The sequence below is a fragment of the Brevundimonas sp. DW-iso22 genome (genome assembly GCF_058725425.1).
On sequence record NZ_JBZXEB010000005.1, the window covers coordinates 120,208 to 146,050 of the forward strand.

Annotated in this window: 18 protein-coding genes; 8 read left to right on the forward strand and 10 right to left on the reverse strand. The window is 64.2% G+C overall.

What is annotated here, in order from left to right; all coding sequences use genetic code 11:
* Positions 1-6 precede the first annotated feature (6 nt).
* Positions 7-423 carry a hypothetical protein gene (locus AC4PRM_RS09335; RefSeq protein ID WP_492039617.1) on the reverse strand — a complete coding sequence of 139 codons (417 nt, stop codon included), beginning with the start codon at positions 421-423 and terminating at the stop codon, positions 7-9.
* Between the two features lie 271 nt (positions 424-694).
* On the opposite strand from AC4PRM_RS09335, the gene AC4PRM_RS09340 reads away from it, so the two are divergent.
* Positions 695-3,199 (forward strand): TonB-dependent receptor plug domain-containing protein, encoded by a 2,505-nt coding sequence (locus AC4PRM_RS09340; protein ID WP_492039618.1) that lies wholly within the window; start codon positions 695-697, stop codon positions 3,197-3,199.
* Between the two features lie 7 nt (positions 3,200-3,206).
* A complete protein-coding gene (locus AC4PRM_RS09345) occupies positions 3,207-4,295 on the forward strand; it encodes a cytochrome-c peroxidase (protein ID WP_492039619.1) in 1,089 nt (362 codons plus the stop codon).
* 33 nt (positions 4,296-4,328) lie between these two features.
* On the opposite strand, the gene AC4PRM_RS09350 is transcribed toward AC4PRM_RS09345, so the two are convergent.
* From AC4PRM_RS09350 to AC4PRM_RS09360, 3 genes are all read right to left on the reverse strand, one after another.
* Positions 4,329-5,072, reverse strand: a complete 744-nt coding sequence (locus AC4PRM_RS09350) for an energy transducer TonB (protein WP_492039620.1) — start codon at positions 5,070-5,072, stop codon at positions 4,329-4,331.
* A 257-nt stretch (positions 5,073-5,329) separates the two neighbouring features.
* On the reverse strand, positions 5,330-6,520 hold the full coding sequence (locus AC4PRM_RS09355) for a Fic family protein (RefSeq protein ID WP_492039621.1): 1,191 nt from the start codon (positions 6,518-6,520) through the stop codon (positions 5,330-5,332).
* A 781-nt stretch (positions 6,521-7,301) separates the two neighbouring features.
* The gene (locus AC4PRM_RS09360; RefSeq protein ID WP_492039622.1) at positions 7,302-7,895 is read right to left on the reverse strand and encodes a hypothetical protein; all 594 of its coding nucleotides are present in this window, start codon (positions 7,893-7,895) and stop codon (positions 7,302-7,304) included.
* An 80-nt stretch (positions 7,896-7,975) separates the two neighbouring features.
* On the opposite strand from AC4PRM_RS09360, the gene AC4PRM_RS09365 reads away from it, so the two are divergent.
* Positions 7,976-9,043 carry a winged helix-turn-helix domain-containing protein gene (locus AC4PRM_RS09365; RefSeq protein WP_492039623.1) on the forward strand — a complete coding sequence of 356 codons (1,068 nt, stop codon included), beginning with the start codon at positions 7,976-7,978 and terminating at the stop codon, positions 9,041-9,043.
* A 28-nt stretch (positions 9,044-9,071) separates the two neighbouring features.
* Here the strand turns inward: AC4PRM_RS09365 and AC4PRM_RS09370 are convergent, their stop codons facing one another.
* The 3 genes from AC4PRM_RS09370 to AC4PRM_RS09380 all read right to left on the reverse strand — a co-directional run bounded on the left by AC4PRM_RS09370 (position 9,072) and on the right by AC4PRM_RS09380 (position 17,687).
* Entirely contained in the window at positions 9,072-9,539 is a 468-nt protein-coding gene (locus AC4PRM_RS09370) for a hypothetical protein (protein WP_492039624.1), read from the reverse strand.
* 259 nt (positions 9,540-9,798) lie between these two features.
* The gene (locus tag AC4PRM_RS09375) at positions 9,799-13,101 is read right to left on the reverse strand and encodes a DEAD/DEAH box helicase (protein ID WP_492039625.1); all 3,303 of its coding nucleotides are present in this window, start codon (positions 13,099-13,101) and stop codon (positions 9,799-9,801) included.
* Between the two features lie 554 nt (positions 13,102-13,655).
* On the reverse strand, positions 13,656-17,687 hold the full coding sequence (locus AC4PRM_RS09380) for a PAS domain S-box protein (protein ID WP_492039626.1): 4,032 nt from the start codon (positions 17,685-17,687) through the stop codon (positions 13,656-13,658).
* Positions 17,688-18,046: 359 nt separating this feature from the next.
* Here AC4PRM_RS09380 and AC4PRM_RS09385 point away from each other — a divergent pair, with 359 nt between their 5' ends.
* The 3 genes from AC4PRM_RS09385 (at position 18,047) to AC4PRM_RS09395 (ending at position 19,978) form a co-directional block, all read left to right on the forward strand.
* The gene (locus tag AC4PRM_RS09385; protein ID WP_492039627.1) at positions 18,047-18,829 is read left to right on the forward strand and encodes a nucleotidyltransferase family protein; all 783 of its coding nucleotides are present in this window, start codon (positions 18,047-18,049) and stop codon (positions 18,827-18,829) included.
* Positions 18,813-19,583, forward strand: coding sequence for a metallophosphoesterase family protein (locus AC4PRM_RS09390; protein ID WP_492039628.1), 771 nt, complete (start codon positions 18,813-18,815; stop codon positions 19,581-19,583). Before AC4PRM_RS09385 ends, AC4PRM_RS09390 begins: the two co-directional genes overlap by 17 nt.
* Positions 19,584-19,822: 239 nt before the next feature.
* Positions 19,823-19,978, forward strand: a complete 156-nt coding sequence (locus tag AC4PRM_RS09395; RefSeq protein ID WP_492039629.1) for a hypothetical protein — start codon at positions 19,823-19,825, stop codon at positions 19,976-19,978.
* Between the two features lie 441 nt (positions 19,979-20,419).
* Here the strand turns inward: AC4PRM_RS09395 and AC4PRM_RS09400 are convergent, their stop codons facing one another.
* Positions 20,420-22,195 (reverse strand): SLC13 family permease, encoded by a 1,776-nt coding sequence (locus AC4PRM_RS09400; RefSeq protein ID WP_492039630.1) that lies wholly within the window; start codon positions 22,193-22,195, stop codon positions 20,420-20,422.
* 154 nt (positions 22,196-22,349) lie between these two features.
* Positions 22,350-22,826, reverse strand: a complete 477-nt coding sequence (locus AC4PRM_RS09405; protein WP_492039631.1) for a response regulator — start codon at positions 22,824-22,826, stop codon at positions 22,350-22,352.
* A gap of 168 nt (positions 22,827-22,994) precedes the next feature.
* On the opposite strand from AC4PRM_RS09405, the gene AC4PRM_RS09410 reads away from it, so the two are divergent.
* A complete protein-coding gene (locus tag AC4PRM_RS09410) occupies positions 22,995-23,456 on the forward strand; it encodes a DUF3253 domain-containing protein (RefSeq protein ID WP_492039632.1) in 462 nt (153 codons plus the stop codon).
* The gene (locus tag AC4PRM_RS09415) at positions 23,453-23,848 is read left to right on the forward strand and encodes a 3'-5' exonuclease (protein WP_492039633.1); all 396 of its coding nucleotides are present in this window, start codon (positions 23,453-23,455) and stop codon (positions 23,846-23,848) included. Before AC4PRM_RS09410 ends, AC4PRM_RS09415 begins: the two co-directional genes overlap by 4 nt.
* 1,215 nt (positions 23,849-25,063) lie before the next feature.
* On the opposite strand, the gene AC4PRM_RS09420 is transcribed toward AC4PRM_RS09415, so the two are convergent.
* Complete coding sequence (locus AC4PRM_RS09420; protein WP_492039634.1) at positions 25,064-25,231, reverse strand: hypothetical protein; 168 nt, start codon at positions 25,229-25,231, stop codon at positions 25,064-25,066.
* Positions 25,232-25,843: the final 612 nt, after the last annotated feature.

The window sequence follows — 25,843 nt, forward strand, 5'->3', positions numbered from 1 at the left end:
GAAGCCCTAGTAGATCACGCCCTTGGGCTGGGCCGAAAAGCTGAGGCCGGCGACGTCGAGATCCGAAGCGAGGGCAATGGAAATCGACCGCTGGCGGTAGCCTGGCAGGTCGCTGTCGAACAGCACGGTCTCGCTGGCGTCCGAGAGTGCGATCCGCTGGCCGTCTATGACAAGCCAGGCGTCGGTCAGTCCGGTGGGATGGAGCATGACCAGGCGATAGCCGTCGGCGCTGTTGCACAGCTCCGTCATGCTCCCGAGGGCGGTCTCGCCTGCGGGGAGGGTCGCCGGGGTCGCGCCGGCGAAATCGATGCGGCAGATGGTCGAGGCGCGCGCCGAGATCATGATGGTGTCGGCGGACACGGGGCCCGCCGCCAGACCAGAGATCACTGCGGCCACGGCTGCCAGGGTTCGGATGGTTCTCATAGCGACACCTTCGTCATGACCCCGGTGTAACGGCAGTCATCTCAAGGCCGGCTTAAACAGCGTGGTGAACAGCTGTGAACCATGCTGGGCCTGCGAGCCGCGGCACCGCCATCTGGCCCGGTTGGAGACGGGTCACCTGGTCACCGGCCACCTGCTGTCCGAGCCAGCCTGTCGTACAGCTTCGCAACGTCGGTCGCTCAGCAAGATAATGCGAAGCAGTTGCAATTATGGCGCTGATTGTTTAGCCGGTCCCTCATTCAGGGGATCAACGATGTCTCGAACCTATCTATTGCTGGCCACCACGATGTTCACCGTTTGCGCGGCAGGCGAAACTCACGCGCAGGACCCAGGTGCCGAGCGCCTGCCGACCGTGACCGTCGAGGACGAACGCCCGGCGGCGAGCCGCTATCGCTTCGGCGATCCCGTCGATTCCGGCACCTCGGTCATCGATGAAGCGGCCATCGCGGCAGACACACCCGGATCGGGTGACGTCAATCAACTGCTCAAGGCCCTGCCCACGGCGCAATTCTCGCTGGATGAGCGTTCGGCCACGCGCGAGGACCTTCAGGACATCCGCCCGGAACAGATCTCCATTTCTGGCGGGCGACCTTACGAAAATCTGTTCCTGATCGACGGGATCGGGGTCAATTCCCAGCTGGATACCACCGATACGACGCCGTTCGACTTCAACGAGGTCGCGGGCGCGACGCCCCAGACGATATGGCTGGACTCCGGCCTGATCGGTGCCATCTCGGTCAGGGACTCCAATGTCTCTGCCCGGTTCGGCGGCTTTACCGGCGGTGTCGTCGAGATCGAGACGCGCGATCCTTCCCGCGCCTTTGGAATGACGGCGACCTATTCGGCGACATCAACCGATCTGACGTCCTTCAAGCTGTCCGATGCCTCGTCCGATCGGCTGGCGGGAGACCTGCCGCCGGAGCCCGATTACGACAAGCAGAGATGGGGCTTGAGCCTTGATCTACCGGTTAACAACCGACTGCGCCTGCTGGCTGGTTACAATCACTCGTCGTCCGAAGTCGTCTATCAGCGCAGCGCCAACTACGGCAGCGGCCTGTTTGGTCAATCGAGCACGAGCGAAAACTATCTGCTTAAAGCCACTGCCGATCTTCCCGCCGGCGTGACGCTGGGCGCCCAGATTGCCTACAGCCCCTATGAGAGCGCGGCGTCCAATGCCAACGGGATCAACAACCTGATCGTGTCGAATGGCGGTGGCCTGGTGGGATCGGTCAGGCTTGAGGGGGACATCGGCGAGGCCGAGTGGTCGTTGAAGGCCGGTTATGCCTCGTCCCGGACCGACAGGGACTCTCCAGAGAACAACTTCAGCCGCCCGTCAGCGGCACCGAGCGTGGATTACTGCGCATCCACCAACTGCACCGAAGGTGGATTTGGCTCCATCCGTCAGAGGCAGGACAGCTTCACCCTGTCCGGTGACTATGAAGCGCCGTTGTGGAACGGAGACATGAGCTTTGGTTTTGATTTCCAGCGCGTAGAGGCGCAGAAGCGCCGGCTCCAGACGAACCGCGCCTACCAGACCTCTTCGGTCGCCACTGGCTCTCTGGGGCCGAATGTGGTGTGCGAAAGCGCCAGCGATCCAGCCTGCGTAACAGGCGAATATGCCCTGACCCGCTATCAGGAATACCGAGCCTATGACGCCCGCGCCGATGTGACCGATATCGGTCTGTGGGGCGAGTATCGCATGCTGGCAGGCGGGTTCGACGTCAGGGCCGGCCTGAGATACGGCTATGAGAGCTTCCTGGGCAACTCGACCTGGTCGCCCAGGATATCGGTCGCGCATGATCTGCCGTTCGGCATGACAGGGACGGTCGGCCTGAACCGCTACTACGGCCGCAGTTTCCTGGGCTATGCCATCCGCGAACAGTATCCCGACAACTACACCTATCAGCGCACAGCTCGTGTCTCGGGAGCCCAGCGAATCTTCTCCGAGAACTGGACGCTGTCCAGCACGTCCAGAGGCACTCGCTATTCCGACGCGGATCTGAAGACACCCTATTCCGACGAAGTGACCCTAGCGCTTTCAGGCCAGCTGTTTGGCGGCGAATGGCGGGCCAGGGGCATACTGCGAGAAGGGCGAGACGAGTTCGCGCGTTCGTCCTCGGAGCGCCTGGTCTACAATCCTGAAACGGGCGGTACTTCGACCTTCACCAGCTATACGGTTACCAACGAAGGCGAGACCTCGTATCAGGGCCTGTCCCTGGAGTATCTGAAGGACTTCGGTCGGCACACCCTGTCGCTCAGCACCAACCTGTCGAAGACGACGTCGAACGCCGAGAACTATTTCGAAACCAGCGACGACGACCTCTTCGACAGCGAGCAGGTCTTCTATCAAGGTCAGGTGGTCAGCCTGCTGGACGTCCTGCGTGAGAACCAGAGGCTGGATTTCGCCTCGCCCTTCATCGTCAACGCCAGCCTGTCCTCATCCTGGTGGGGCGGGCGACTGCAGACGACGCTGAACGGACGCTTCCGCGACGGGTTCGAGCAGATCGGGGACACGGGCGTGACCCAGCTGGTCGAGGGTGTCCGCTACGATGTCTGGGATGTCCTGGAGTACGATCCGTCCGTCACCTTCAACCTGAACGCCTCGCTGGACATCGCCCGAGCCGGTCTGGGGTCTGCCACCCTGGACCTGCGCGTGGACAATGTCTTCGACACCATCCCGAACAACAACTCGGTTTCGGTGTCTCAGCCCTATCAGCTGGGTCGCGTGATGTGGGTCGGGCTGAAAGTCCGCTACTGAGGCGTCCATGTTCAGGGATCTGATCACCATCGTGACGGCCACGGTGCTGCTGTTCGGAGCGGCGGCACTGATGATCTCGCCGGTAGAAGCGCGCGCGCCGAGCCTGCGGGATTTGTACGCCGGCACGCCGGAGACCTGGCCGCGTCCCGTCCTGGCCGAGGGGGCGGACTTTGCGGAGTTCGGCCTGCTGCCGCCCGTGGTGCATCCGTCTGACAATCCGACCTCGCCCGCCAAGGTGGCGCTGGGTAAGCGGCTGTTCAACGAGCGCAGGCTGTCGGGGTCCGGCCAGCTGACCTGTGCTAGCTGCCACTCGCCGGAGCTGGGGTTCGGCGACGGCTTGCAGACCTCCTTCGGGCACGACCGGCAACGCGGCACGCGCAACGCCCAGCCCTTGTTTGTCGTGGGCTGGATGACCCCCCTGTTCTGGGATGGTCGATCATCGACGCTGGAGGAGCAGGCGGCGGCCCCGCTGGCCCATCCCATGGAAATGGCGGGGAGCCCGGACCAGATCGAGGCTCGGCTGAACGCCGACCCGGACTATCGTCAGGCCTTCGAAGAGGTGTTCGGTCCCGGGCGCATCACCATCGCCCGCGTCCAGCAGGCGCTGGCGACCTTCGAGCGCAGCCTGAAGCCGCGTCAGACGAAGTATGATCGAGCCCTGCGCGAAGGGACTCAGCTCCTGACCGACGAGGAACTTCTGGGGCTGCACCTGTTCCGCACCAAGGCCGGGTGCGCCAGCTGTCACAGCGGCCCCTTGCTTTCCGACCGCAGGTTCCACAATCTGGGCCTGACCTTCTATGGCCGCGAGCGTCAGGACCTCGGCCGCTATGAGATCACGCGCGATCCGGCCGATGTGGGGGCGTTCCGGACGCCGTCGCTACGCAACATCCGGCGGACGGGCCCCTATATGCACAACGGCCTGCTGCCCCATCTGCAAGGCGTCGTGAACTTCTACAACGGCGGCGCGGCCCAGCCGCGGCCGCGCCCGGACCAGATCGACGATCCGCTATTCCCGAAGACGTCCCCGATGCTCAAGCCGCTCGACCTCGAGCCGGGTGAGCGAGAGGCCATCATCGCGTTTCTCGAAACGCTGTGACGCCGCCCGCATGATGTGCTCGGGTACCGCCGATCAGGGCTGTGCCGGTCTGAAGCGCAACGGCACCTCGAATCGACGTCGCGTCCAGTTGCCTGTTTCCGGGCGTGGAAACGGGTCTGCACGCTGCACGGCATCGATGGCGGCCTCGTCCAGCAGGGGGTGACCACTGCTCTGGATCAGTTCGACGCGACGCAAACGACCGCGGCGATCCAGGGTCAGGGCCACGACCGCTTCGCCTTCCAGCCGCCGATCCGAAGCTCTTGGCGGATAGCGCTTGTTGCGCTCGATCCATGCCAGCACCCGGTCCGGATAGCGGTCGGCATTCGCGGGCGCGGGCGTGCCGCGCGCTGGCGACGACGGCGACGAGGTGGCGGGGGAGATGCGACTGGACTTCGTGCTGCCCCCCGTCGTGCTGGCAGATGAACGACTGCTCAGGGCCGAGGCGGTCTGGGGTTGCGGTGCTGTCGATTGGGGCTGTGGCTCTGGTGTGTGCTGCAGGGCATCGACCGCGTCCGTCGACCTCGCCGGCCGGATAGGCTGTGCAAGGGAGCGGACTTCGGAGGGTGAGGCGGGAGCTTCAGCCTCCGGCGCTGCGGCGGGTGTTGGCGCGGCTGTTCTGGCATCGAGCAGCTCTATCGAAATGACCGGATCAGACGTTCCTGAAGGCGCAGCAAATTCCGGCGAATTTGTTACCAGCAGCCAGGCCGCCATCCCGTGCGCCATGAGCACCGGGCCCAGCGCCAGAGCCTTGTCACGACGGGAAGCGAGCGGGATCATCGAGCGCCGTAGCACCTTGGCTCATGGGGAGAGACCGGCAGCCTCTACAAAATGCAGAGTGGGTTTACCCTTTTGCGAGCGACTTGCAAGAACATCCACGTGATGTGGCTGGATCGGCGGCCGGAGAGATTCAGCGTTCACGCTGAACAGCGGTGAAACCCGGTGAACAGCGGTGAAACCCGGTGAACAGGTCTAAAACATGCTCACAGGGTGCCGGCCGGGGCTGGACGCCCTTGCCCTGGCTGGTCCGTCCAGGATCAGCGCGGCAGGGGCTCCGTGCCCCGATCCAGGACGGCCAGATAGTCGTTGTAGACAAACAGCCGGTTCCGCCTGCGCCCCGTGGCCTCTCGGACGATCCCGACCGACGCCATCAGGTCGAGCGCCTTGCCCACCGTTGGGATGGACATAAGCAAGTCCGTCGATGCGCCCTGGATGGTGGTGATGGGTCGTTTCTGAAGAAGCTCGTGGACCCGCAGGACGGATGCGGCCGACCGCCCGAAGCTGGAGATAAGCTGGCGGTCCCGCTCGAACATGGCCGTGAGGTCGCGGGCGGTCGCCGTGGCCTGTTCCGCAGTCTCTGCCACGCCCTCAAGGAAGAACTCCATCCAGGGTTCCCACCGGCCTGTCGTCCGGACTTCCTGAAGGAGGCGGTAATAGTCGTCGCGACGCGCCTTGAGATACAGGCTCAGATACAGGATCGGCTCGCGCAGCACGCCCGCCTCGCAGAGCAGCAGCGTCACGAGCAGGCGGCCCAGCCGTCCATTCCCGTCAAGAAAGGGATGGATAGTCTCGAACTGGACGTGGGCCAGTCCGGCCCTGAGCAAAGGAGGCATGGCGCGGTCGTCGAGGTGAAGGAACTTTTCGAAGGGATCGAGGCAGTCCATCAGCCTTTCCGGAGGCGGAGGCACGAACAGGGCGTTGCCGGGACGGGTGCCACCGATCCAGTTCTGTGACCGTCTGAACTCGCCCGGCTGTTTGCCGGCGCCCCGGCCCGACCGCAGGAGAATGTCGTGCATCTCGCGCAGCAGGCGCAGCGATAGTGGGAAGCCGGCGCGCATGCGGCGCATGCCGTAATCAAGGGCCGCCACGTAGTTGGAGACTTCTGTCACGTCGTCGTTCGGCACCGACGGGGTCTCATCGTTCTCGAACAGCAAAAGGTCCGAAAGCGAGGACTGGGTGCCTTCGATCTGGGATGACAGGAGCGCTTCCTTGCGGACGTACATGAGCAGGAACAGCGGCGTGGAGGGCAGCAGGCTGGTAACGCCGTCCAGCTCTCCGACCGCACCACGCGCCCGGTCGTAGACGGTCAGGAACTGACTGGTGTCGAGCGCCGGCTCCGGAGGCAGGGGGGCTGGAACATAGGCGCGGACGCGCTCGCCGCTGACCGACGTCTCCACGTAGTGGCCGGCGATCCGCTCGACAGGAGGGCTAGGGTTCGATCTTTTCATTACGGGCACGACTAATAAAACATTGTGGACTTTCGTTTAATAACGAGGTCGAGAGACTAAAGCCAGACGGTTGCGGCTCATGGCCAACTGCAGGCTTCGTGTGGAAGATGGACCGCGAAGCCGTGTTCGAACTCAGCCCAGAAGCGATAGGGAAGCAGCGTCACGTGCGCGGGGAACAGCTCGGAATTGGGCCCGGAACCGCCGTGGCGGCTGCAAACCGGGCGCCTGCAATATTTAAATCGTTAGTCGGGGTGTCGCCCATGGGAGCATCCTTCCGAAGAGAGGAAGTTCAATGATTACACCCGAACACATCACGGCGTTCGCGCTGGTCGTCACGGCCCTGTCAGGGCTGGTCTGGAACCTGAGACGGAAGGGCTAGGAAGTCTGCGTATGTTTTTCCGCACTCGTGTCGCCTCCATCACCGAGCCTTTCAGTCGGTCCCGGTCGAGCGCTGCGGGCACAGCTGACCTTTGGCTAAGGCCGGATTGAGCTCAGAGCCTCGATGAAGGAATGACCTGGGCTTGGCCGAACCGGGGAACGACAAGGCCCCCGCCGGGGGGAACGGCGGGGGCCAGAACTCTCAAGAGAGAGGTACGCTTACTGATCAGAGCGGCTTCCGGAGCGGGGCTATCCCGTCCATTGCCGACCCTGGAGAGGTAACCGTGGACATGGAGGCGGGTTCCTCGCGACAAGGCAAAAACCTCTCCGGACCTGTCGCGCGCATGACGTGTTCTTGTGAAGGAAGCGGAGCCGTTACCAGCTTCAGCGACCCTCCGCAGCCTTAGGCAGCGCTGGGCGGGGCCGTACGAATGCGAGCCGCGCGGCGGAACAGGGCCGCAGACGCCAGCCAGATCAGACCAAAGACGATGCTGAGCACGATGACCGGCTGAGGCCAGTTTTCCGAGCCCTCACCCCATCCCCGCAGGACCGCAACGACGCCGATGACGACCTGGATCACGGCAGCGATGATCATGGACAGGGACAGGCCGTCTGCACGGAACCGGCTGACCACCCCGCCGACGAATGCCGCGAGGATCACGCCGAGATAGAGGAGGTTTGCCGGATGATCCTCCGATCCGATGATGCCCACGGCACCGTTGATCCAGAGCAGGAGCACCGAAGCGAGGACCGCAAGACCGGCCCCGATCCGGTACGACCATGTGCCCGAGGCATGCACTGCCAGTTCCGCGATTACGCCCGCGCCGATCAGGACGATCCCCACGAAGAGGAAGTCGGATGTCGTCCACAGGACCTCCTCAGTGAACCGCATGGCAACGGCGGGTGTGATCAGCAGGCCCGCGACGAGCGTCCAGCCGATAAGGCGCAGGGTCGAGGTCAGCCGGTCATTGTGTTGGATAGGGAGTTTGTTCGTCATTGCCTTCGTGTCCGGGTTGGATGAGGCTTGAACGATGACCGTGCGCACGGTGAACGTCCTGAGCGCCGCGTGAGGAAGCCGTGAAAACCGTGGCCAGCATCTATAGTTTCGACCGCTTCGTGCTGGACCCGGCGGAACGCCGTCTGTCGCAAGACGGGCATATGGTGGAGCTGTCCGGACGCTATCTGGATGCGCTGGTCCTGCTGGTGGTCGAAGAGGGCCGGCTCGTGACCAAGGCCCGGTTCCTCGACGAGGTGTGGAAGGGCGTTCCCGTCACCGAGGAAGCGCTGACGCAGTGTGTAAGGTCGCTGCGCAAGGCGCTTGGCGATCAGGCAGGGCGTCCGAGATTTATCGAGACGGTCCCCGGTCATGGGTATCGCTTCATCGCGTCCGCGACGCGGCAGGCCGTCAGCCCCCCAGCGCATGCCGCAGCGTCCGGGCATCGCCAGAAGCCTGGCCGGCACGAAGCCATGGCACACTTCCTGGGAATGGGCCGGGCCGGACTGATCGGTGGCGGTCTGGCCGGACTTGTCGGGGGGCTCGCCTACGGGTTCGCAGGCGTTTCAGACGGTGGCGCGGGCGGTGCCGCGTCGGGGCTTCTTGTCCTTGCCACGCTCACCGCCGTGGTCGGCATGCTCGGGGGATCAGGTGTCGGGTTCGGGGTGGGCGCGGCAGTGTTCGCGGTGCCTCATCGCGGATGGTTACGCGTGGTCGGCGGGGCGTGCGGCGGAGTGGCCGTGGGGGGCCTGGTGCGACTTGTAGGGCTGGACGCGTTCGTGCTGCTGTTCGGATCGGCACCGAGTACAATCACAGGTGCCGGTGAAGGCCTGCTGCTGGGCGCATCGATCGGTGCAGCTGTCTGGATCAGCCAGTTCGTTGGGCGGCGCCGGCATGGAATTCTGGCCGGTGCCAGCCTCACCGGATTGGCCGGGGCGGGAGCCTCCCTGGGTGGCGGCCAGCTCATGGGGGGCAGCCTTGCCGCCCTGGCGGCACAGTTCCCTGAGGCAAGGCTGAGGCTGGATCACATCGGTGCATTGTTGGGCGAGGCCACGTTCGGGACGGTGAGCCAGGCAACCACGGCCGGGCTCGAGGGTGCCCTGTTCGGAGCGGCGATGGTGTGGGCGCTCACGACGGCCAGACCTGATTGAGGATTTGTGCGGCCAGCGCCGCCTTGTCCTAAGGCAGGAAACGGCCGTAGTGGGCGGCGACCGTGTCGGGCGTATCCTGGATCGCATAGCTGGCCTGTTCGTAGCTGCCGGTCTTCTTGAGAATGTGAGTGGCAAGCACATCCCTGACGCTGTGCGGACCATGGGGAAGAAGGCCCGGAATCGCACCCCGGCCGGTCCAGGGGTTGTAGATGCCATAGCGTTGGATGGTCAGCCTCCAGGCCTCGTAGAGCGTCTGCTGGCTGTATGCCGCGTCCCGGCTGCTGGCGTTGACGGTCTTGATGAAGAACACACCAAGGTCCGGCGCGCCGGCCAGAAGGAGTGGCCGACATCGGGCGATATAGTCGGCAATCCAGCGATACAGGTCGCCCAGATCAGGGAGTACAAGCCGGAAAGGACGCCTAGAGAAGTAGGCCGAGTTGGCGTTCTTGAATGCCGCGCAGGGGATGAACACCTCCCAGCCTGCATCACGCTCCACCGCAGTTCGCCAGCCCTGAGGCGTTCGAGTTCACGTTCGCTGGTGGGCGATTGACCCCTTGGCCGCAACAGGAGCTGGCGGAGATTCTTCTGGCGCAGGTCCAGATGGAGGCCCAGGCGAAACATCAGGAAGCTGCGAATACCTTCTGCGAACGCGCGGGGATGACGGTGCCTGCTCGGCAGGCGTCGAAGGATTTCGTCGGATACCCACCGAGCCTGAGGGCTCGAACATGCGACAGCGCATCGAAGCGGGTCGATACTCAAGCCGCCAATTCGGCGAGAACCGATGCCAGAAACGCATTGTCGTGCACGACGCCGTCCTGCGTCTCGAGGACCAGGCGGTTGTCCACCCATCTGCGGTTCTCGTTGGCCGGTACCCTCATTGTCGCTGCCTCAAGCCAGGCACTACCGAGCGTGAGCGCCGTGGCCTTCGGTCCATTGACGATCCTGGTGACGCCTGACTCCGCTGCCAATGCCGACACGCGCGTCTCGTCCAGGAGCGCGACCACCTCGTCAGGAAGCGGGCCAAAGCGGTCGGCGATTTCGTCCTCGATCGCGTCCGCCTCCGCTGCCGAGGCCACACGTGCCAGTCTCGCATAGAGATTGATGCGGATGATGGGGTCGGGGATGTAGCCTTCGGGAAAGCCTGCGGCCGGATCGACGCGCGGCGCAGGGCACGGGTCCATGACCGGCTCGCCGCGCGCTACTCTGACAGCGCGCTCGAGCAGCGACTGATAGAGCGCAGAGCCGATGAGCTTCATGTGCCCCGCCTGTTCATCGCCCAGGAGATCCCCACTCCCCCTCAGGTCGAGGTCGCGCGCGCTGATGGCAAATCCTGCGCCGAGACGATCAAAGGCCTCAAGCGTCCCGAGACGCGCGCGTGTCGCGTCCGAGATTTCAGTCGCTGGATCGGTCAGCAGATAGGCAAAGCCCTGTACGCGGCTGCGACCGACACGGCCGCGAAGCTGATGAAGCTGGGCAAGACCAAAGCGCTCTGGTTTGGAGATGATCATCGTGTTCGCGCGCGGCACGTCCAGGCCGGTCTCAATGATATTGGTCGCAAGCAAGACATCGCCCGCGCCGTCCGCGAATCCCACCATCACGTCGTCGATCTCGGCCGCTCCCATCTTTCCGTGCGCAGACCTCACGCTGAGCTCGGGAAGAAGGCGTGCGAGATCATCGGCCATCGCTGGCATGTCTTCGATCCGGGGTACGACGACGAAACTCTGACCGCCGCGTTGTTTTTCGCGCAGAAGCGCAGTGCGAACGGTACCTCCATCAAACCCGGTCAGGAAGGTGCGGACTGGCCGGCGCCGTGACGGCGGGCTCGCAATAACGCTGACGTCCTGGATGCCGATGAGCGCACTCTGTAGCGTGCGCGGGATCGGGGTCGCCGTCATCACCAGGCGGTGGGGCGCGCGTTGCTGCAGCGCCTCCTTCATCCTGGCCCCGAACCGATGCTCTTCGTCGACGATCGTGAGCGCAAGGCTGGCGAACTCAAGCGTTTCGGAGGCCAGCGTGTGAGTGCCAATCACGATGCTGATCTCGCCACGCTTCAACCCCGCCTTCACCGCCTTTGCCTCAGCCGGGGAGACCAGACGCGACAGATGGCCGATCTGAACACCCGTACCTTCAAACCGTCGTCTGAACGTCTCGAGGTGCTGCCTCGCCAGCACCGTGGTTGGAGCGGCCAGCATGACCTGCCGACCGCTGAAAGCCACCGCAGCGGCGGCACGCAGCGCGACCTCGGTCTTTCCAAAACCCACATCGCCACACACCAACCTGTCCATCGGTCTGCCGCCAGCCAGATCCGAAAGCACCGACTCAATGGCTGCTGCCTGGTCGGGCGACTCCGGGAACGGGAAGCGCGCGGCAAACTCGGCAAGGGCGGATTTCGGCGAAACCACGGGCTCGCACCTCGCTGCCGCGCGCGCGCGCGAGAGCTCCACGAGATGAGCTGCCGTCGCGTCGATTTGTGCGCTGACCTCGATGCGACGCCGCTGCCACGCGTCGGTGTTCAGACGATCAAGCGTGACCGCCGAAGGCTCCGATCCATACCGCCACAATCGCCCAAACTCTTCAACCGGAGCCAGAACTGTCGATCCCTGGTAGTATTCGAGCCTGATCACGTCACGCGGGTGACCCGCGACGTCCACTGTCTCGAGACCCTGCAAAATGCCGAGGCCATGATCCTCATGGATCACGACATCGCCAATGCGCAGCTCCGGTTCGCCAATCACGCTGCGCGTGTCGGTCGAGGCCTGGGCTACCCTCCCGCCGAGGATGTCGCTCGCCGTGACCAGGGCCAGATGAAGCGTCTCGTCCTCGAACCCTCGATCAAAATCAGCGCTCAGAGACAGAAGTGAACCACTGGGTGCGTCCAGGACACTCGCCAGGTCCGGGACGGACACGGGCGCATCGATGCCCAGCCGCTTGAGCATGCGAGCGATCGGTTGGAGTTCATGCTCGACCCTCGCGATGACCACGCGCCGCCCCTTGGCGCGGTGCGCGTCGATCAGTGCCCTCAGGCTCGCCCCGGGCCTCCGGTCCGCGGCCAGGTTCGCGATCGGTCGGGCGTCATTCAGCTCAAGCGTAACGGCTGGGCTGAGTTCGTCTTTTGCCTGTTGAACCGTGAGGTAAAGGCTCGCCGGCCCTGGCGGTGGTGTGTCATCGGTTTCGCCAAATGTCTTGCGCGACGCGTGCGCTTCGGCGACGCGGCGCAAGACCTTCAAGCACCGATCGGCCGCCGTCGGCTCAGCGATCAGCCTATCAGGCGCAATCCGCTCCAGCGCCGTCAAGAGTGGTCCGTGCAAGACGCCAAGGCGATGCTCGGCACCCATTGACCTTTCGGTCTCATCATCAAGATGCAGTTCCGAAGCTCCGGTCAGCACGACCGCGTTGAGACGGTCCAGCGTCCGCTGTGAAAGCGCATCGAAGCTCTGGATATCCCTGACGACGTCTTCGGCCACGGTGATACGAACAGGGCCGTCGGCTGCGGCAGGGAAAACGTCGATGACCTCGCCGAGAAATGCGATCTCCCCAGGTTCATCAATGCGGTCATCCTCTGCGTAGCCCGTGCACCGGGCAAAGGCGGCGAGTGCCTCTCGGTCGATGGGGCGACCGACAGCGATCTCGAAGGTGGACTCGATTGCAGACGTGGGCGGAGACCGCTGCACCATCGCTTCAGGTGAGAGAACCACAATCCGCCCCCGACCATCGGGCTTCGCCGCCAGGCGAGCGAAGACGGCAAGTCGGCGCCCTTGCACGTCACGGGACGGAGACGCGCGGTCAAACGGCAGGCAATCCCATGGCGGGAGCAGCAAGACCTCCGTTGCGACTGGATTGACGAGAGCCGTCAATGCCCTGGCGATTTCCTCGGCCCGCCTCTCGCTGGTGGTCAGTAGCGCAGTCACTTGATGGTCATCGTCAAGCGATGTCAGAAACCGTACAGCCGAAAGGGACGCAGACGGCTTGGCAGGCGGTGTGCCGAGCGGCGTGGCGGCTTCAACGGGCCCCTCCACCAAAGGCGTGTCGCCGATCGCTACCCGTGGGGCCTTGGTCACATTCCGTCTCCTGAGCGGAGTCAGAACTCAACCGCCCATCAACGGCTCCGTGCCCAGGATAACAAATTCACTCTGTTGATCGAACTCTTGCTCCAAGCCCTGGAGAGCGGGATCGACGCCGACCGCTTCCTGGGGCCCGTGCCTGCGCCGAACGTCCAGGTCGGTCCGATCCGCCGCGCGCGCTCAGTGCACTTTCCGCATATACAACAAGGGGCAGTGACCGGCCGTCGGTGAAGTATCGAGCCAGCATCCCAAACATCAGGTCGCTGATTAGAGGACGACTGGTTTGTATGGCTCCTGTCGCAGCCCGACATTGAGCGGAGCACCACGCAGATGATGCCAGACGTATGCCCGTATCAGACCCCGGCCCAACGACCCCAAACGATCTATGCTGCCACGCTTCGAGTTGGCTCTCGACACAGCCCTTGTCCTGAGTGGTTAGCCTCCGGCCTCGACGCGACTTGTGCCCCAGCCCTCGACTGCCCGCTCTGTTGGCCTAAACCGAACGCCGCTATGCAAGCCCCACCAATTGTGGTCGTGTGATCGTCCGCGCGTCAGCCTTCGATCATGTCATGGACCTTGGCGGCCAGGTCGCCCATGACGAATGGTTTTGTCAGGACCTGCATACCGGGAGCCAAGAGGCCGTTTCCGACCGCCGCGTTCTCAGCGTAGCCGGTAATGAACAGGACCTTCAGGTCTGGCCTTGATACGCGCGCAGCGTCCGCCACCTGGCGTCCGTTCATCCCGCCGGGCAGACCCACGTCAGACACCAGAAGGTCGATGCGCCGGTCGGAACGCAGGATTTCCAGCCCCGAGGGACCATCCGGTGCCTCGATGACGTTGTATCCGGCATCTCCCAGGACCTCGGCGACCAGCATCCGCACCGTCTCCTCGTCATCGATGATCAGGACAGTCTCGCCGTGCCCGCCCTCGGTCACGGCGGTGACGCCGGTATCCTCATCGCCGTCGATGTCGCCTTGGTAGCGCGGCAGATACAGGCACATCGTCGTGCCCTTGCCGACCTCGGAATAGATCCGCACCTGGCCGCCCGACTGGCGTACGAAGCCGTGGATCATGGAGAGACCGAGGCCCGTTCCCTGACCCATCGGCTTGGTTGTGAAGAAGGGGTCAAACGCCTGGGCCTGAACGTCGGGCGGCATGCCGCTGCCCGTATCGGTGACACATAGGGAGACGTACTGACCGGGCGGCAGGTCGCGCGCCTTCGCCGACCGTTCATCCAGCCACTTGTTCGAGGTCTCGATCGTCAGCCGACCGCTGTCCGGTGCCATGGCGTCCCGCGCATTGATGCAGAGGTTCAACAGGGCATTCTCAAGCTGCGACTGGTCGATCCTGGTGGCCCAAAGCCCGCCTGCGCCGACGACCTCGACTTCGACATTCGGACCGACACTGCGCCGGATCAGATCTTCCATCCCGTTGATCAGGCGGTTGGTGTCGGTGGCCTTGGGATCCAGCGTCTGACGCCGCGAGAAGGCCAGCAGGCGCTGGGTAAGCGCCGCAGCGCGCTGCGCGGAGCCCTGGGCCGCGTCGATATACCGGTCCATGCCATTGAGACGGCCTTCCCTCAGCCTCTTCGACAACAGTTCCAGCGCGCCGGAGATGCCCGCCAGCAGATTGTTGAAGTCGTGGGCGATGCCGCCGGTCAGCTGGCCCACCGCTTCCATCTTCTGGGACTGGCGTAGCGCTTCCTGGGCGACCTGCAGCTGCTGTTCGCGTGCCTTGTCCTCGGTCAGGTCCCGGCCGACAGCGATGAAGTTCACCCCACCCGGCTCGGGCGCGACGGTCCAGCCGATCGGGGTCCAGACCCTGTCCTTCGTCAGGATGCGGTTTTCGAACCGCGTCGGGAGGCCTGTGCGCTGCATCTCCGCGAGCGCCGAAGCCGTGGCCGGGAGATCCTCCGGGTCGATGATGTCGGCGTATGGGCTGGCAAGCAGTTCCGGTTCCGACCAGCCGAGTATCCGCGTCCAGGCGGGATTTACCGCCGACAACCCTCCTCCATAGTCGGCGCGCGCCAGCATGTCCTGCGACAGGAGCCACAGACGGTCGCGTTCGGCCTGGGTGCCCTCCAGCAACACTTCCAGCCGGCTGTTCAGGGTTTCCAGCTGCTCACCCTGGCGGCGAATGTCGTCGATGTCGCTGTTGGCACCGACCCAGCCCGTCAGGTTTCCGGCGTCATCATGGACCGGCTCGGCACCGACTCTGAACCAGCGCCAGGCCCCGTCACTGCGACGGATGCGAAACTCTGTACGATAGACCTGGCCGGACGCCAGCGCTTCGGCCCACACGGCCGCTGCCCCGGGCAAATCCTCTGGATGAACGATTTTCCCCCAACCATCCGGGCCGTTCAGTTCGCCCTGGGACAGGCCGGTGTAGGCATAGACCTGACTGTTGAACCAGTACAGTTCACCATCGGGACGGCTGGCCCAGACCTGATTGGGTACGGCCTCGGCGAAGGCGCGGAACTGCGCCTCGCTGTCCCGAAGGGCCCGTTCCGTTCGGTTGCGCTCGGTCAAATCCTTGAACAGGACGGCGACCTGGTTCCGGTCAGCCGGTTCAATGCGGAAGGCGGACAGTTCGAGCCAACGACCGGTGGACTTGAAGGCCTTTTCGAACCGGATCGGCTGCCCAGACTCCAGCACAGCCCGGTACAGTTCGATCCACTCGTCGGCCTCCTCAGGCGCGAGGTCGCGAATACGATGCCCCACGACCCCGGCCAGTCCAACCTGTTGGGCCGCCGCCGGGTTGGCTTCGATATGGATATAGTCGTCCAGAGGTCCCGACGGCCCGTCGACGAGTTCGATGATGCAGAAGCCCTCGTCCATGCTGTCGAAAAGGGTACGATAGCGGGCCTCGCTTGTTTCGAGATCGGCTGCGGCCCGCGCCCGTTCGCTGGCGGAGCGGACGCGTTCGGCGACCTCGCGGACAAGGGCAAGATCCTGGTCGGACCAGGTGCGTGGCGTGGCGTTATTGACAAAGAGCAGGGCCACGACCTGGCCGCGTTCGATGAGCGGCATGTTGATCAGGGCGGACGCGCGAATGTCGGCGAGCGCCGCACCGCCGTCGCTGACGCGCCGATCGTTCGCCGCATCGGCGATAATCACCGTCTCACCCCGCGTGAGATCCTCGATATAGGATCCGAAGTCGCGGAAATGGATGACGCCCGCAAGACTCGGGACACCCGGGGCATTGTAGTCCCGCGCGATCGTTACGGTCTCGGCGGCCGTGTCCATGACGCCGTATCCAACGCGGCTGACGCCAAGCGCCTCCCCGAGGATCTTCGAGGATACATGCGCAATCTCGGCGGGATCGGTCAGATCCCTGATGGCGTCGTTCAGGTCGAGCAATGCCTGCTGGCGTGCCTCCGCCCGTTTCCGCTCGGTGATGTTGGTGAAAAGGATGGCGACGCGGTGCGTCTCGGGGTCCCCGATGCGCAGCGCCTCGACGGCATACCAGCGTCCGAAGATATCAGCAGGCTGTTCAAACCGGACGGTTTCGCCTGTGAGGGCCACCTGCCCGTAGAGATCGAACCAGTGCTGCTCCAGGCCGGGTGCGATCTCGGAGACCCATTTTCCGTCGGCATCCTGAAGGCCCGTCATGTCCTCGAATGCCGGGTTCCCCTCTACGATCATATAGTCCACCGGACGCATGTCGCGATCGAACTTCATCTGCACGATGCAGAAGCCGGTAAAGGTCGAGTTGAACAGCGCGTCGTAGCGGCTCTCGGTTTCCGCGAGGACCGCGTCCGCTACGCGCCGCTCGGTGATGTCGAAGGTCACGCCCGGGAAGCGGAGCCGGCCACCGGCATCCGCGACGACCCTCCCCTCCGCCGCGACCCACCGGATTTCCCCGTCAGACTGGATCAGGCGATATTCCGACCGGAACGGCGCGCGTGTCTCCAGGGTCCGCTGAATGTCACCCCCGACACGCGCGGCATCGTCCGGATGCATGGCGCGGAAGAACTCGGACAGCGGCGCACCATTGCGAGCCATGGCCGGATCGACACCATAGATTTCGGCAAACCGTTCATCCGCGACCACGCGGTTGGCTGCCACGTCGAAATCCCAGGTCCCGACACCACGCCCGGCCGACAGCGCCAGCTTCAGACGTTCATCGGTTTCGGCCTGCAGCCGCTCGGCCTCAACGCGCGCCGTGGTCTCCACCACGGTCGCGATGACCCCTCCAGGCCGGCCGCTTTCGTCAAGCACAGGCCAGTAGTCCAGATTCATCCAGACCTGCTCGGGCCTTCCTTCACGGTGAAGGGTCAATTCCTGATCCCTGTAGGCCAGCGTCCCGCCAGCCAGGCACACCTTCATGACATTGTCATTGAAGTCGGCGATCTCCGCCCAGCCCTCGCGTACATTGGAGCCCAGCAGCTGGGGATGGCGTCCGCCGGCGAAGACGGAATAGGCGTCGTTGTAGATCATCACCCCGTGCTCGCCCCAGAGCAGGACTATCGGCACCGGTGCCGCAATGACCAGCGAGACCGTCGTGCGCAGGCTCTGCGGCCAGGCGTCAATCGGGCCCAATGGCGTAGACGCCCAGTCGTGCAGCCGCACACGGCGCGCCATGTCTCCGGCACCGCCTGGAAATACAGAGGCAAGGCTGAGGTCTGAAATTACGTCTGGCAGTGTTCGTCCCCCCCGAGCCCCGAGTTCCCCATCGGGAGCAGCCTTGTCAAACGCCGAAGGCCCTACAAGGGTTCACGCCCGGCCCGGTGGAAATTGCACAGGGACCTGCGGACCCCCAAGCCCCCGGTGACCTGTTTCGGTCCCGGTCGTCACGCCGCAAAGCATCTCGGCCCGGCGAACCGACGGGCCGACAAACGCGACGCTCAGCCCGCACTCCAGGAAGACCGCTGACTCCTGCCTTTCAAGGAACTCGCACATGTCTGTCATCGTTGGCTAGGCTTCCTTCATCCGAGCCTTGCATGTCCGACACCGCCGTCCCTGACCCCGGATTTCATCCACCCCGGGAAGCCGTTGCATTCTACGAGGACAGCCTCCGGCTGCTGAAGGAAAGCGGCATTCCCTTCCTGCTGTCGGGCACCTATGCCGTCACGGCCTACACCGGCATCCGGCGTCCAACAAAGGACCTGGACGTTTTCTGCAAGCCGGGCGACTACCCGCGGATCCTGGCCTTTTTCCAGGCCCGGGGCTACCGCACAGACGTCGAGGACGAACGCTGGATCGCCAAGGTCTGGAAAGACGAGAAGCATTTCTTCGATGTGATCTTCGCCATGTCCAACGGGACAATCGCCGTATCCGACAGCTGGTTTGGTACGGATACGATCCAGGTCTACGGCCACGACGTCACCATCACGCCGCCGACGGCACTGATCCTGTCCAAGGTCTTCATTCAGGACCGGTACCGCTACGACGGGGCTGACGTGAACCACGTCATCCTCAAACAGGCCGCGGCCATCGACTGGAAGTCGCTGCTGGATCAGATGGACCTCTACTGGGAGGTTCTGATGGCCCATCTTCTAAACTTCCGCTTCGCCTATCCCACCGAGCGGGACAATATTCCTGCCTGGCTGATGACCGAACTGGCAGAGAGGCTGGAAGCTCAGGTGACCCTTCCCGCCCCCCGCGTGCGGGTCTGTCGGGGCAGGCTGTTCAGTCCCAGGGACTATATCGCGGACATCACGGAGTGGGGTTTCGGCGATGTCGTCGGCAAGGGACTGGAGGAACGCCATGACCCCGTCGACTGAAGTCCAGACACCTCAGCCGGGCATGGAACCCGGGCCTTCTGGAAAGCTACGCGTGGCCGCCGTTGGCGACCTGCATGTCGGCGAAGGGCCGTCACCCTATCGCGACCTTTTCGAGCGTGTCGGCGACGAAGCCGATGTGCTCTGCCTCTGCGGAGACATGGTCAACTTTGGCAAGACCGCTGAAGTCGAGGCCCTGCTCAAGGACCTGAAGCTCTGCAAGATCCCGATGGTCGGCGTGATGGGCAATCATGAGCACGAATGCGGCCAGCCTGACGCCATCATGGACATGTTCTGCGAGGCGGGCGTCACCATGCTGTCCGGCGGCCGAAATCACGAGATCGGGGGCGTGGGTTTTGCCGGAGCCAAAGGATTTGTCGGTGGCTTCGGTCGCTACATGCTGAGTTCATTCGGCGAGGCCTCGATCAAGACCTTCGTGCAGGAAGCTGTCGAGGACGCCAACCAGCTCGAGACCTCGATCCGGAGCCTGCGAACGGAGCGCTCCGTGGTCCTGCTGCACTACGCTCCGGTCGCGGACACCGTGATCGGAGAACCGCCGGAAATCCATTGTTTCCTGGGGTCTTCCCGGCTCGCGGAAACCATCGACCGGTACGACAATGTCAGCCTGGTCGTCCACGGGCATGCCCATCGCGGCGCTCCGGAAGGCCGTACAAACAAAGGTGTGCCGGTCTACAATGTCGCCCTGCCCGTTCTGCGAACCCTGGGCGAACTGCCTTACCGCGTTTTTGAAGTGTGATGGCCATGTGACCCGGGGCACCCGTCGGCGAGCCATTGGCGGTTCAAGTTGATCGTGCGGGGCAGCCCCCCATCCTGTGGGATACGGCGACCATACCTGACCCACCCCCAGTCGCGGGGCGAACGCCGGCCACCCAGCGGCCGCCGGCCATAGACAGCAGGCACCACTCCCGGTTCGATTTACGTGACCGTGGAACAGCATCTGGCGGTCTGGTGTTTTCCAATGACAAGGAGACAGCCATGGCCGAGCAGAACACCGACGAAGATGACCTGGCAGGGCGCATCGACGACCTGGACCGGAAGGTTGCCGATCTTGACCGGCCCGACAGGGTCATTCCCCTACCCGACGAGACCGAGGACGACGGCGTCGGTGAGGTGTCAGGTGCCGTGCCCTGAAAGCACAGCACCCATCACTGTGTCGCCCCTCATCCTATCCCGACTGATCGACAGGCTCGGTTCGCGGCTGATCGTGAGTTGAGAGGCGGTCTTTTTCCAAGCCACGTCGTGCCATCCGATCCGCCACAATCGGCATGACCCAAAAATCATCCAGGCCCTTGATCAAGACCGCAGGCCTGAACCCGGCAAATGCCTCATCCCAATTGACCCCGTTCCGACCTTCGTCTGGAGACGCTGCGCAGAAACATATCTGACGAGGTCTGCGTCAGCTCGACATGGTTTCGGGTCGGCCTATTCGTAGTCGACACTCACCGGAATGGCGGCGGTAACATCCGTAAGGATGATGCCGTTCGAATGTCGCAACGATCCGCCGATGCGTAGCCGGTCCTGGCCTGTCGCGTCGATGCGGCGGCATCTTAGAAGCCGACGCTATCCTGACGACTAGAGCGGCCAGAACAGAAGGATCAGCGGCGGCCCGACGATCAGGACCAGCAGGCTGAGCGGAGCCCCCAACCTGGGGTAGTCCGAAAACCTATAGCCGCCCGGGCCCATGACCAGCGTGTTGCACTGGTGACCGATAGGCGTCAGGAAATCGCACGCCGCCCCGACCGCGACCGCCATCAGGAAGGGGTCCGGGTTGAAGCCCAGTTGTCGGGCCAGGGTCGCGCCGATGGGCGCGACGATCAGGACGGTGGCGGCATTGTTCAGAAACGGCGTGACCGCCATGGAGGCCAGCATGACGCCGGCGATCGCCACCATGCCCGGCAGGCCGGCAAAGATATTCCGCAACAGCCCTGCGATCAGCTCCGAGCCGCCGGTGGACTGGATGGCGTCCGATACGGGTATCAGGGCCGCGATCAGCACCAGAAGCGGCCCGTCCAGGGCAGCATAGGCCTCCCTCATCTTCAGGCCGCCGAGTGCGACGATGGCCACCGCAGCCCCGAAGAAGGCAATGGCGACCGGGACAAGTCCGGATCCGACCAGGGTCATGGCGACCGCAAGGATCACCGCCGGCATGAAGCGTTTTCGGGCGCTGCCCAGCCGCACCTCGCGTTCCGCCAGGGGCAGGAGGTCCAGCGCCTTCAGGGCCGCCGGGAGGCTCTGTTCGGCTCCCTGCAACAGGATGATGTCGCCCGGTGCCAGCCGGGCTGTCCGCAGATGCTGAGTCAGTTCGTAGCCGCTGCGGGACACGCCCAGCAGATTGATGCCGTGCTGACCGTAAAGATCGGACTGCCGGACGGACTGGCCCTGCAGGGGAGAGCTGCGGCCCACGACGGCCTCGATGACCGCGACCTCCTCCGACGCCGTCGTCATGGCAATCGGACGATCGTTGCGCACGAGCCTGAGCTGCGAGAGATCGACGAAGGCCTTGAGGGCTTCCTGCTCCCCTTCGACAAGGAGGACATCGCCGGGCTTGACCACGACATTGCCGCGCGGGGCCGGCCGCCGCTTGCCCTGGCGGATCAGCGCCATGATCCGGACCTCGCCCTCACCGAGCGCCGCCAGGGCCGAGACCGTCATCGCGACCGGCCCCCAGTCCGCGGGCGCGCTGACCTCGGTGGCATAGGCATTGGAGGCCAGGGCTGCGCTCATCCCGGCCGCGCCCTGCCGGTCCTTCGGGAGCATCCTGTACCCGAAGGCCAGAAACACCAGGGCCATGGCTGTCAGCGCCAGGCCGACCGGGGCATAGTCGAACATGGCAAAGGGCTCGCCGACGATCCCCTGGCGAACCTCCGCCACGATGATGTTGGGGGCCGTCCCCACCAGGGTGACCATACCGCCGGCCATCGCACCGAAGGCCATGGGCATCAGCAGGCGCGACGGTGCCGATCCTGTCCGGCGTGCCACCTGCAGGGCGACCGGCATCATGATCGCCAACGCCCCCACATTCTTCGTCGCCATGGACAGCAGGGTCACCGCGCCGGTCAGGACCGGCACCTGGGAGCGTTCCGTCTTCAGGAGCGGCAGGATGCGTCGCATCGCCAGCTCGATGATGCCAGACCGTGCGAAGGCGGCCGAGACGATCAGGGCGCAGGCGATGATGACGGTAACGTCGTTCCTGAACCCGTCGAAGGCGGCTTCGGCAGGTATAATGCCCACCGCCAGGCCCAGGACGAGGGCCACGACCGCCACGAGGTCATACCGGAACCGGCCCCAGATGAAGGCTCCGATGGTCAGCGTGATCAGCCCGAAGGCCAGTCCCTGTTGGAGTGTCACGCGCGGCCAGCCCCTTGAATCCGGTCAGCGTAACGTTGCCTTCGCCACTTGGATGCAGTCCGGGCCGTCGCCGATAGAACTATAGAGGGCCTGACCCGGACGGTCGTCGCTACAGACGCAGGTCTGGACGGAAGCGGTCTGTCTTGGACAACAGTCAGCTGGACCGAACAAATTCCGGATTTGCGGGGTCGGATAGTGCCGCATCCAGTTCGAACACTTCAAGACCGCCCGGTGCCTTGACGGTCGTTGGCCCTTTGAGCCGAGCCAGCAGATAGTCGACGGCTTTCACCATATCCTCTGCTTCGTATGGCTTTGGCATAGACGCGATGGCGACAGTGGCGGCTGAACGCGCGCGGCAGGTCTGGCCGCTGATGAACACCACGGGGATGGCGAGACCGTGGAGCTGTTCCGCGAGCGCGATGCCGTCGTCGCCATCCGCAAGGTGGATGTTCACCAGCGCAAGATCGGGACTGGACGCTTTCGCCACGGCGACGGCCTCGCCGTGGCGTGTCGTCAGGTCGAGCACAAGATAGCCCGCATCCGTCAGCGCGTCCCTGAGCACAAGCGCCACCAGGGCTTCATCCTCGGCGATCAACAGGGTGGCGGGGGAGGAAATATGACCAATCGTCATCAATGAGACTCCGACATCGGGTGTGAGCCGCAAGACAGTTGCGCAAAAGGTGCCACGACAACGGCTTCTGACCGCTTCCGTTGCGCGGGTTCGAACCTCCTCGCCGAGAGGCTGGAGGCAAAGCCGAAGGCGAACGGCACTTCCCGGCGATCCAGCCGTTGAGCGCTGATGCATACACTCCCGGAAGCGACACCCTGCGACGCGACGCTGATCCTTCTGGGCTCACGCTCACAGACGGCCACCGTCTGTCCCAGTGAAGTCGCTCGCGCCCTCGCAAGATCGCGCGATGGCGACGATGCAGACTGGCGCAGCTTCATGCCCGAGGTTCACGCCGCCGTCGAAGCGATGGTCAAGGACGGTCGCGTCCGTCTGAGCTGGAAGGGACAGGCCTGCCCGGTGCGAGCCGGCCCCTATCGTCTGCACAGGGGCCGGACCTTCCCGTCGGCTTTCGAAGGTTCTGAACCTATCTCTACCAGAACCGTCACGGGGCCGGCAGCGAGCCTATCGGTAACCAGAGTCAAAGCACGCGCGCCCCATTCGGAGCGGCTCGGTACGAACGCGAATTTGGGCGTGTCGCCGCGCCCGGCCCTGTCGAAGGGGAGCGCAGGATATGGAAACAGGGTGCCGTGATCGACGACAGACATAGGGACATTGACGGGATTGAGCGGCCTCCGGGATTCGAAATCGTACGGGTCATCGATCTCGGGACAGCCGGCAACGGCCCCACCGATGTCTGCGAAATCGGCTGGCAGGATGTCGTCCACCGTTCGGATGGGATCTGGGAGGTATCCGAAGCGTCGCGAGGGTCGATGTTCGTCAATCCGGGACGACCGATCTCACCCGATACCATGGCTGTCCATCACATCCTCGACGCGCGGGTCGCCGAGGCCGGCTTCTGGAAGGAGGTTGCCCCGGACATTTTACGGCCCCAGCCTCCTGTGCTGGCCCTGGCAGCGCATCGCGCTGCCTTCGAACAGCGCTTCTGCACCCCTTCTCTGAGCGGCGGTGCCGCCTGGGTCTGAACCTGGAAATGCGCGCTCCGGCTCTGGCCGGAGTTGCCGCGCTTTTCGAACCAGATGCTTCGGTACCAGCGCCGGCCGGAAGGGCTTGACCATTCGCTTGGCCTGCCCGCGCACCGTGCCCTGCCCGATGCCTATGTGACGGCCCATCATTTGCGCGACATGCTCAATACGGTGTCTCTGGAGACCCTCCTGGCGTGGAGTCGCGAGCCTGGCCTCCTGCCCCGCGTTCCGGCCGGACCGGATCGCGGTAGAGCCTAGTCGGTTCTCACCGATGCAGGTCTCGACGCTCTCATTCGGGATCGCGACCAGGACATCCGGTTCTCTGCGGGAAAGGAGCGTGAACGCCGGTCCGGCATGCCGCTCCGCCAGGACACCCCCGCTCCCCAGCCGACACTCTTCTAGGGCCCCGGTCTGCACGTCTACGGATGGACCTGTCTCCCGTCCGTGACGGCTTGACAGAAGCCTTGCCCGTTTCGGCAGGTTATCGCGGGATCTAAAACGTGCAACCCGACCCACGTCACGGACACGAAGGCTTGGCTCTTTCCAGCCCGGTGGGAACGTCACGGCGACATTAGGGGCCCTTCACAGCCTGACGCTCCAGCGGGTGTTTGCTGTCCGCCGATGCCGAGATGTGCACCGGTCCCGCATACTCCGGCGAGCAAGGTCGAACTCGACGCCCCAGCGGGCGCACCATCGCCAAGGCCCGAACACCTTAGTTGAGAGGCCCGCTGGCGGACGTGTCCGCAGCTTGAAGCCGACCGGCGGTTGCAACCTCGGTGAGCGCCTCGATGGCGGCATCCACACTCAGCAACGCGATGTCGATCAAATCATCGGCTGCCGGGTGCGTAGCGTCCGGCGCGTCATCGCATACAGGCCGGTGACACATGTGCTCAAGCAGGTGCGCCAGTTCGCCTCGCACGACCGTGAGGCGTGCACAGATATCGACCAGTTCTACATCGCGAGTTCGGCTCATAGCCGGCCAACGCGACGATGGCTCTTCGGATGCGAGTGCCCGACAGGCCACATAAGACTGCAGCTATGCGTGGCCTGCATCAGCCGCGCTCTTGATCACAGGTCTTCCGGGAGCATCGAACCACTGCCGGCCAACCAATAATGCCGACGAAAAAAGGAATGCCGGCCGCCGCAGATGTCGGGTCCACATGTGGACAGGTCCATGGGTGCCCTCTCAGGGGCTGGCCTCTTTATCGTGATGGGCTAGTCAGGAGTGCCGAGGACAGCTGTGTCGCGCTCGATCAACTGATCGACGTCATCCGCGCCCGTCCGCTCTTCGCTATCGCGCTCGGGCCGGTTGTCGGTGTCGTGTTCGGGCCAGACTGTATCGTCGTCCTGGGTGGCGGGCGGGTTGGGAGAAACCTCGGTCATGACATGCACCTTTCGGGTTGAGGACCCTTGTGCAACGGAGGTGTCACAAGACCGTTCCGACCTCACGGCCCAGACGCCCGGCATTCCGTGTCCTGTGCCGTCGGATCCGCATACCGCCCACACCGTGTCGCCTATCCAACTTGAGCAACACCTCATCGCTGAACGCGTTGCGCCAGCCTGAAACTGGAGAATGTCTCATGAACACTGCCCCCATTTCACCTGAGGCGGCACTGTTGCTCGGACAGGACACCACGACGGTGGCCCCAGGACTCAAACCCCGCCTGCTCATGGTTGGGACTATCGAGGCTGCGCCCTAGCCGAACGCCGTGGCGGCCCTGGCTGCCACGCCCATACCCTGTCCCGCGTGTTCGCAATCCGTCTTCCGCCGTCCACCAGGAGCGCCCATGCCCAGAAACCCCACACCGCACCGCATCCCACCGTGTCATCCTGCCAGAACAACGGCCGAGACTGTCACGAACATGGCAACCGGGCTGATCCAGGGCGGTCGCGGCGGTCCCGAGGACGAACTGCTGGACGACGGTCAGGAGGAGGTCTTCTCCCGGTTCGAAGTGGAACAGGGACGAATAGAGCACCATAGTGGAGAGGAGCCGG